This window comes from Paracoccus sp. (in: a-proteobacteria), assembly GCF_047973135.1.
In the GTDB taxonomy this organism is placed as follows: Bacteria; Pseudomonadota; Alphaproteobacteria; order Rhodobacterales; family Rhodobacteraceae; genus Paracoccus.
The window spans coordinates 1-8,712 of record NZ_JBKEBL010000177.1; the positions used below are offsets into that span (position 1 = coordinate 1).

At 62.0% G+C, this 8,712-nt stretch carries 8 protein-coding genes; 6 read left to right on the plus strand and 2 right to left on the minus strand.

Annotated elements, in window-relative coordinates; translation table 11 throughout:
• From ACK5L9_RS13670 to ACK5L9_RS13695, 6 genes are all read left to right on the plus strand, one after another.
• Window positions 1–872: SMP-30/gluconolactonase/LRE family protein (locus ACK5L9_RS13670; RefSeq protein ID WP_416912020.1), on the plus strand; the 872-nt coding region annotated here is incomplete at its 5' end.
• 177 nt (window positions 873–1,049) lie between these two features.
• Entirely contained in the window at window positions 1,050–1,793 is a 744-nt protein-coding gene (locus ACK5L9_RS13675; protein ID WP_416912021.1) for an SDR family oxidoreductase, read from the plus strand.
• A gap of 26 nt (window positions 1,794–1,819) precedes the next feature.
• On the plus strand, window positions 1,820–2,680 hold the full coding sequence (locus ACK5L9_RS13680; RefSeq protein WP_416912022.1) for an SMP-30/gluconolactonase/LRE family protein: 861 nt from the start codon (window positions 1,820–1,822) through the stop codon (window positions 2,678–2,680).
• A 121-nt stretch (window positions 2,681–2,801) separates the two neighbouring features.
• Window positions 2,802–3,719, plus strand: coding sequence for an NAD(P)-dependent oxidoreductase (locus ACK5L9_RS13685; protein WP_416912023.1), 918 nt, complete (start codon window positions 2,802–2,804; stop codon window positions 3,717–3,719).
• 35 nt (window positions 3,720–3,754) lie between these two features.
• On the plus strand, window positions 3,755–5,209 hold the full coding sequence (locus ACK5L9_RS13690; RefSeq protein ID WP_416912024.1) for an NAD-dependent succinate-semialdehyde dehydrogenase: 1,455 nt from the start codon (window positions 3,755–3,757) through the stop codon (window positions 5,207–5,209).
• A 137-nt stretch (window positions 5,210–5,346) separates the two neighbouring features.
• Window positions 5,347–6,270: a LysR family transcriptional regulator gene (locus ACK5L9_RS13695; protein ID WP_416912025.1), complete on the plus strand. Its 924-nt coding sequence runs from the start codon at window positions 5,347–5,349 to the stop codon at window positions 6,268–6,270.
• A gap of 22 nt (window positions 6,271–6,292) precedes the next feature.
• On the opposite strand, the gene ACK5L9_RS13700 is transcribed toward ACK5L9_RS13695, so the two are convergent.
• Both ACK5L9_RS13700 and ACK5L9_RS13705 read right to left on the minus strand, forming a co-directional pair.
• Complete coding sequence (locus ACK5L9_RS13700; RefSeq protein ID WP_416912026.1) at window positions 6,293–7,918, minus strand: MFS transporter; 1,626 nt, start codon at window positions 7,916–7,918, stop codon at window positions 6,293–6,295.
• A 209-nt stretch (window positions 7,919–8,127) separates the two neighbouring features.
• The coding region (locus tag ACK5L9_RS13705) for a hypothetical protein (protein ID WP_416912027.1) at window positions 8,128–8,712 on the minus strand (585 nt) is incomplete at its 5' end.

Sequence of the window (8,712 nt, forward strand, 5' to 3'; positions counted from 1 at the left end):
GCAACAATCTCGGCGAGGGTCCGCTCTGGGACTGCGCCGAGCAGCGGCTCTATTGGGTCGACAGCACGGCGGCCGAGATCTGGACCTGCCGCGCGGATGGGCGCGACGCAAGGCGCCATTTCGTGGACAGCTTCATCGGCTCGATGGCGCTCCGGCGGGATGGCGGCGCCGTGCTCGCCTTGGCGAGCGGCTTTGCCTTCTACGATTTTGCGACCCAGTCCGTCACGCCGATCTGCAACCCGCTGGAAAGCGACGGCGCCTATCGCTTCAACGACGGCAAGGTGGATCGCGCCGGCCGCTTCTTCGCCGGCGCGATGGGGATGGATTTCGATCCGTCCAATGTCAGCCGCCCGAGAGTTCCGGCCCGCGATGCCGGACTGTTCAGGCTGGACCCGGATCTCAGTGTCCATCAACTCGAAAGCGGCCTGATCTGTTCGAACGGCCCCTGCTGGAGTCCGGATGACAGGACATTCTATTTCGGCGACTCCGAGCACAAGCGCATCTGGGCATATGATTACGACATCGCCACCGGCGAGATTTCCAACCGTCGCGAATTTGCCTCGGATGAGAACCTGGCGCGGACGGTGGACGGCGCTACGGTCGATTCCGAAGGTTATCTGTGGAATGCCAAAGTGCTGGGCGGGCGGATCCTGCGCTATGCGCCGGATGGCACCATCGACCGCCAGGTCGACTTTCCGGTCCGCAATGTCACCAGCCTGATATTTGGCGGCGCCGATCTGGACATCCTGTTTGTCACCACGATGGGTCGCCCGATGCGCGGCATTTCCCCCACCGAGTCCGGCGCTGGCGGTATCTTTGCCATTTACGGGCTTGGCGTGACCGGCCTGCCGGAGCCCCGTTTCGGCGGCTGATGCCTCGCTGGCTGCGTGAGACAGTCGCGCGAACGATATAACACCACATTTTAACCAGTTCAGGCGAGGAAAGATCAAAGGTTCTGCCCGAAGTCCGGATCGGCTTTAGTTTCTTTGGAGTGTGGCCCCTGCGTCATGCTGATCGCATGACCGCATACTGAGGGAGGAGCAAACCGAATGGCGCTTCTGGAGAACAGGACGGTATTGACCACCGGCGCATTGGGCACCATCGGCCAGGCGATGGTGCGCCGCTTTGCCGAAGAGGGCGCGCGCGTCATCGCGGGCGACCGGCCCGACATTCCCGGAGCGCAGGCAATGCTCGACGCTCTGGCGCCCGGCATCCGCTTCTGGGGCTGCGACCTGAATGACCTGCACGGCACCGAAAAGGCTGCAACCGTACTGGCCGACGAGGTTGGCGGGATCGACATCCTCGTGAACAACGCTGCCTTCGTCGTGAATCAGGGCTATGAGGCCTTCTCGATAGAAGATTACGAAAAGGAACTCCGGATCAATTCGTCGGCCGTCTTCGTGCTGTCGCGTGCCTGCGCCAGACGGATGCGGGAAAAGGGTCATGGCAAGATCATCAACCTGACTTCTGCAACACTCAGCGGTCATTGGGAAGGCTTCGCGCCCTATATTGCCTCGAAAGGGGCAAGCTATGGGCTGGTCAAGGCGCTGTCGCGCGAGCTGGGCCATTACGGCATCAATGTGAACGGTATCTCGCCCGGTGCGGTCCTCTCGGAAGCCGAAGGCCGCCATTTCGGCGACCGCGCGCAGGCCTATCACGATTGGATCCTGGAACGGCAATGTCTCAAGCGCCGGATCGAGCCGGTGGCCATCGCCAATCTGGCGGTGTTCCTGTCCTCGCCGCAGGCCGACATGATCACCGCGCAGGACATCCATTGCGATGGCGGCTGGTAGCCATCCCGCGGCCGGAGGAACAGGACATGCAGGAACGCGAAACCCGGATTCTGGCGGAAGGCTATCGGTTTCTTGAGGCCCCCAAATGGCACGAGGGACGGCTGTGGATGTCGGACGTCTTCGACGCGCGACTGGTCAGCGTGACACTCTCGGGCGAGAAATCCGTCGTCTGCGAAGTTCCCGGCTTGCCGGCTGGACAGGATTTCCTGCCAGATGGCAGCCACATCACCATCTCGGCCAAGGAGAGGCGGCTGTACCGCGTGGCGGATGGGCGCCTGCACCCCTATGCCGATCTGTCGGATTTGGCTGCCGGCCGGCTGAATGACTTCGCCGTCGATGCGCGGGGTCGGATCTATGTCGGCGATTTCGGCTATGATTATCATGCCGGCGAGTCCCCCCGCCCCGCGCGGCTCTATCGCGTCGATCCCGACGGCTCGGTCCGGGTGGCCGCCGAGAATGTCGAATTTCCAAACGGTTCGGTCGTTGTGAACGAGGGGCGCACGCTCATTGTCGCCGAAACATGGGTCGGACGGATCAGAGCCTTCGACCTGTCGCCGGACGGCCAGCTTGGTGATTCCCGCATCTTTGCCGATCTTGGCGAGCGGAACCCCGACGGGCTGTGTGCGGATCGCGACAATGCCATCTGGGTTTGCAGCTTCAATACGGGCGAGGTGCTGCGTGTCATCAAGGGCGGTAAGATCTCCGACCGTATCCGCATCGACGGGGCAGCCATCTCCTGCACCTTGGGCGGCACCGACGGGCGCACGCTGTTCATAACCTGTGTCATGGGCGAGGTGGATGAAAGCGAAAGCCCCGATGCGCCCCGCAACAGTGCCGTGTTGATGGCCCGCGTGGACGTGCCCGGCCAGGTATCGCGCGGTGTCTAGCGCAGCACAGGGCATAACCCCATGTTTTAGCCCCAAGGAATGCACGCGCCGCCCCGCGTTGCACGGCACGCAGCACCGTCATAGCGTCGCCCATCATCCCGCCAATCAGAAAGGGAACGTGATGCCCTCGATTCTTGCCTACCCTGCCCTTGTCGGCATGTCCTATCCCCGCCTTGACGCCCCCGGCACCATGCGCACCGTGGCTGGCCCCGAGGCGCTGCTGGCCTTGCCTCTGGATGAACGTGCGGGCGTGCGCGTACTGATGACCTCGGCGACACGCGGGTGCAGCAAACAGGTGATCGAGGCCCTTCCCGATCTGGGTTTTGTCCTGTCGCAAGGCGCGGGTCAGGACAAGCTGGACCTTGCGGAGATGCAGGCACGCGGCATACGCTTGCGTAGCGTTGGCGAGACTGTGACGGAAGATGTCGCCGATCTGGCGATGGCGCTTGTTCAGGTGTTGTTTCGCAACCTGCTGCGCGCCGATGCCTTTGCCCGCAGCGGCGAATGGCGACAGCGCCGCTTCGATCTGGGTGACAGCCTTGTGGGCAAGGTCATCGGCATTGCCGGACTCAGCGGGCGGATCGGACAGGCGATCGCGGCGCGCGCGCGGGTGTCCGGAATGCGGATCGCGGGGCTTGCACGAAACTCGAATACCGGGCTGGAAGCCGAGTTGCATGACGGTTGGGCGGCCCTCGCCGGGGCCTGCGATGTGCTCGTCCTGGCCGTTCCCGGATCGCCTCAACTGCACCATGTCATCGATGCAGAGCTCCTGACCGCGCTCGGCCCGAAAGGGCGCCTCGTCAATGTCGGCCGCGGAAGCCTCGTGGATACCGAGGCGCTGATCGCGGCGCTGGAAACCGGAACCATCGCGGGCGCGGCATTGGATGTCCTAGAGGAGGAGCCGAGCGTCCCGGCCCGGCTTGCCGCCCTGCCCAATGTCGTGCTGACGCCGCATATCGGGGCGCAGACATGGGGGCAGCGCGCCCGCGCCGCCAAAGTCGCCGAGGCCGAGGTTCTGGCCTTCCTGCAAGATAACTGACCCCGCCAGAAATGCACATCCCGGAGCCTCACGACATGACCGAACCCTCCCAGAACGCCTATCCGCCAATCGGTCTGCTGATCGACGGAGAATGGATTTATGACCGCCCTCCCTTTTGCAATGTCGAAAACCCCGCCGACGAAACCATTCTGGGCACGGTGCCGAAGGCTTCTGCCGAAGATCTGGCGCGGGCCCTGAATTCCTCGGCGCGCGGATTCGAAACCTGGCGCCACACGCCGCCTTCCGAACGCGCGGCTCTGATGCGGCGTGCAGCCGCGCTGGTCCGCGCGCGCGCGGAACATATCGCACCGATCTTCGTGCGCGAATCTGGCCGCACTCTGGCCGAGGTCAGGGCCGAGATCGAGCGTTCGGCAACCTTCCTCGACTGGGATTCCGAGGAAGTGAAGCGCCTCTATGGCCGCATCGTGCCGACCGACCCGCCGATTCAGCAATTCGTCATCCGCGAACCCATCGGTCCGGTCGCGGCATTCACACCGTGGAACGTCCCGATGAGCGCGCCCTCGCGCAAGATCAGCGCCTCGCTGGCGGCGGGATGCTCGATCATCCTGAAGCCCGCCGAGGAAACCCCCGCGACCGCCTGCCTGTTTGCACAGTGCTTCCTCGATGCGGGTCTGCCGAAGGGCGTTCTCAACATCGTTTTCGGCGATCCTGACGAGGTGTCGCGCACCCTGGTCCTGTCACCTATCACACGGCTGGTCACGCTGACCGGCTCGATCGCGATCGGCAAGCATCTGACACGACTTGCTGCAGAGACCATGACCCCGGTCCTGATGGAACTGGGCGGCCACGCACCGGTATTGATCGACGAGAACACCAATCCCGATGAGATCGCGCAGCTTGCGGTGAACTGGAAGTTTCGCATGGCCGGGCAATTCTGCTCGGCCCCGTCGCGCTTTCTGGTGCATCGCGCGGTCTATGCCGATTTCGTCGACAGCCTGGCCGCGAAAGCCAGCGCGCTGAAACTGGGTGACGGATTCATGGAGGGCGTACAGATGGGGCCGCTTGCCAATCGCAGGCGGCTGGCAGAGATGCGCAGCCTGGTCGATGACGCTGTGGGCCACGGCGCACGCATCGCGACCGGTGGGCAACGGCGCGGAAATAGCGGCTGGTTTTTCGATCCGACAGTGCTGGCCGACGTGCCGCTCAGCGCCCGGATCATGAGCCATGAGCCCTTCGGTCCGCTGGCCCCCTGTATCGCGGTCGAGTCGATGGATGAAGCGCTGAACATCTCGAACAGCCTGCAGATGGGGCTGGCCGCCTTCGTCTTCACCAACTCGATAGAGCGCGCCGACCGCCTGTCGCGCGAGCTCGCGGTGGGATCGGTGGCGCTGAACTGCTTTACCAGCCCGGGGGGCGACGCCCCCTTCGGCGGTTATCGTGAAAGCGGCATCGGTCGCGAAGGCGGGCCGGAAATGTATCACAGCTATACGGTTGCCAAGACGATAGCCGAGCGTCGCTTACATGTATGATCAGCGATCGGCATTGATCCTGAATTCCCCTTCATTGCTGCGGCACCCTTGCGTCAGTTGCGTGTATTTGGAACAAATGAGAGAATATTGACGCAACCCGGCCTCTCGCCAGCCTCAGGACATGCCGCGCGCAAACAATGGAAATCGACCCCAAGAAGCTGCTCTATTTCGCATCGATCATCGAGCATGGCAGCCTGAACCGGGCCGCCAAGACGCTTGAGATTTCACAGCCCGCGCTGTCGACGTCAATGGACCGGCTGGAAGCCGCGGTCGGGATGCCGCTGCTTGAACGCGGGCCGCGCGGCATTGTGCCGACCTCTTACGGCGAGATCCTCTACAGCCATGCGCGCATGATCCGCGAGGATGTCGAACTCGCGCGGCGCGACCTGCAGAACGCACTGGACGGACAGGTCGAATCGATCCGCATCGGCTCGCTTCCATCGCTGTCGGGCAGCATCGTCCCGATGGCGCTCAGCCGGTGGAGCACGCTCTACCCGGAAGCCAGCCTTCAGGTCGTCGAGAATGCGCAGTTCGACCTGCTGACCGGGCTGTTGCGCCGGGATTTCGATTTCGTGATCGGCTTTACCGAGGTCTTCGACATGCTCGACGGGTTGCGGCAGCAGGTGCTGTTCCGCGATCTCCTTTGCGTGATCGTGCGGCCCGGCCATCCGCTAAGCGAGAAGCCCGATCTGACGTGGACCGACCTCGTCAGCTATCCTTGGATTTCACCGACATCCCGGCGCTCGCACACCGTGCTCGAGCATATCATGAGCACGTTGAACGTTGGTCCGCCGCAACAGATCACAGTCTGCGGATCGGTGTCCCTGCTGAAATCGCTGGTCGCTGAATCCGACCACCTCGCCATGCTGCCGGTCCATGCGGTCTGGACCGAGTTGGCCGCGAACCGGCTGATCGCACTTCCTTTCGAAGATCCGGTCCTGCACAGAAATATCGCCGTATTCTTCCGCGAAGGCTTCGAAATGGATCAGCCGCGCAGGGATCTGGTTAATATCATCAGGGAGTGCGGGATCGAGCTTCTGAGTCAATACGCCTCCTCTTGACCCAAGGAGCCGAAGGGCGGCTTCAGTGAACCTCAGGATTTTCCTTGATCGCAAGGTCGTCGACCGAAGGCACATGGTGCCGTTCAATAAGGCGGCGGACGCTAGGGGTGCCCTGCCCCGTGACAAGATCGGCGATGCGTTCGGCAATATCGCCATCTGCCTGCGTCGGACGCTGATTGCAGCGCAGATATTCTGCCCATGTCGGAAAATCGTAATTCTCCTGCCAAACGGACGGGTTCTCCAGATCGCGGAGAAGTACCCAATGACGGGCACCGTTCCGCAGTCTGCTTCTCCTGCGCTCGGTCATTGCCGCCACGAAATGCGGTGCATTCGCTTCCGCAACCTGATACTCGATCTGGGCACGAACCGGACCGCTGCGCATGGTGACGTCAATGCTCAGGCTGGGCACTTTGAAGCGATTAAGCGGGCTAAGATCACCGGCATCGATATCAGGCATTTTCAGGCGTAGTCCCACTGCCGCACCCAATATTGCAACGAGGGATGCGATGACAAAGGCGGTCGACAAATCGTGACGCTCGGCGATCTCGCCCCATAGCCATGCCCCGGCGGTCATCCCGCCGAAGGACGCCGTCTGATAGATGGAAAGCGTTCGTCCCACGACCCAGCGCGGTGTCGAAAGCTGAATCACAACGTTGAATAAAGACAGCGCCAGAACCCAGCAGGCACCGGCCGGAATCAATGCGATTCCTGTCAGCCACACGTTACTGCTGAATGCAACCACCATCATACTGGCCGCGAACCCCAGGAAACCGGCACTGACGATCGTCTCGGCCCGATACCTCGCGCGAATCGAGGCATTGGCAAAGCCGGCCGCCAATGCTCCGACACCATAGGCGCCAAGCAGGATGCCATAGATAACGGCCCCGCCCTGGACGAGGTCGCGCGCAACCAGCGGCAGCAGCGCCAGAACCGCAATCGCCGAGATACCGAAGACAAATCCGCGCAGGATGACGATCACCAGATGCGGTGACATGAAAGCGTAAAGCAGCCCGGAATAGACCGCGCGCCCAAAATCCTCACGAGGCAAGGTCACAGGCTTCGCCTCGGGTTGCCAGCGGAGAAGCGCATAGATCATCGGCACATAGCTCACCGCATTCACGAGGAACGCGCCAACTGCACCGACGGCTGCAACAATGACCCCGCCAAACGCCGGCCCGGTGCTGCGGGTCATGTTGATCGCCATGCTGTTCAAGGTCACCGCATCGGCAATCCGGTCGCGCGGAACGACATCGCCGACCGCAGCCTGCCACGAGGGCGTATGCAAGGCCGTGCCGCAGCCAAGAAGAAAGGTGAAGAACAGCAAAAGCCCAGGGGTGATCCAGCCGCCCAGAACCGTGACAGCCAAAGCCGCAGACGCGGCCATCATGATGACCTGTGCCGCCAACAGAACTCTTTTTCGCTCATAGCTGTCAGCCAGAACCCCCGCGACCATGGAGAACAGCACGACCGGCAGCGTCGTGGCAGACTGAACCAGGGCGACCGTGTCGCTTGACTGCGCGATGGTGACCATCAGCCAACCTGCACCGACAGTCTGGATCATTGTCCCGAGGTTGGACAGGATTCCACCGATCCACAGCCTGCGGAAAACCGGAAATCGCAGTGGATCGGCAAGAGATTGTTTTGTCATGCTGGTCTAATCGGCCAGAAGGATCCAAATTGGGTGTCAGATTCGGAATCTTGAATCATGCGCCCCTAGAATGGTTCGAAGGCTTGGAGGCCGGAAAATCAGAAATGCAGATACACGACATACAACACCTATCGCATTTCCCTTTCAGACCTTTCCATCAGAAGCTCTAACTGGGCGGCGCAAGCGCGATTGCGCCGCCCAAGCACCATTTAAAACTTCGGCAACTGCACCGAGAAGAAAAGCGAATCTTCGTTCGCCACGATGTCCACGGGCGCATCGGCCGGCAGAAGTTCGATACCCGTTTTGGGGCCATAGGTGGTCCCGTCCACGGTCACCGAACCCTCGCTCATGAACAGGACCTGCACCTGATCGCGCTTGCCGGTGTTGAAGGTCGCGCCCTTAGCAACCTTGACGAAATCGATGCTGGTATTGCGTTCGGTGAAGGTGCCCAGATGCTTGGTCGTGACCCCCGACTGACCGGTTTCGATCCAGTCATAGGCTTCGGGCTCCAGTATGATGACATCATCGTAACGCGGCTTGTGAAAGACAAGCTTCTGGCCGGTTGCCTCTTCGAAACAGGCGGCGGAGCCGTCGATGTTGTGCTTCTGCCCCTTCTCGTCGACCCAGGTGAAGATGCCGTCCTTGAAGGTGCCCTTGGCTTCCAGCGCCTTGTTGGCGGCTTCGCGCTTGGGTGTAGACAAAAATCCCGAACCACTGGCGCCGCCGAACTGGATGACCATCATCTCCAGCCCTTCGGGCCGGTCCTGCGGTCCGTAATGCACGCTTTCCGGGAA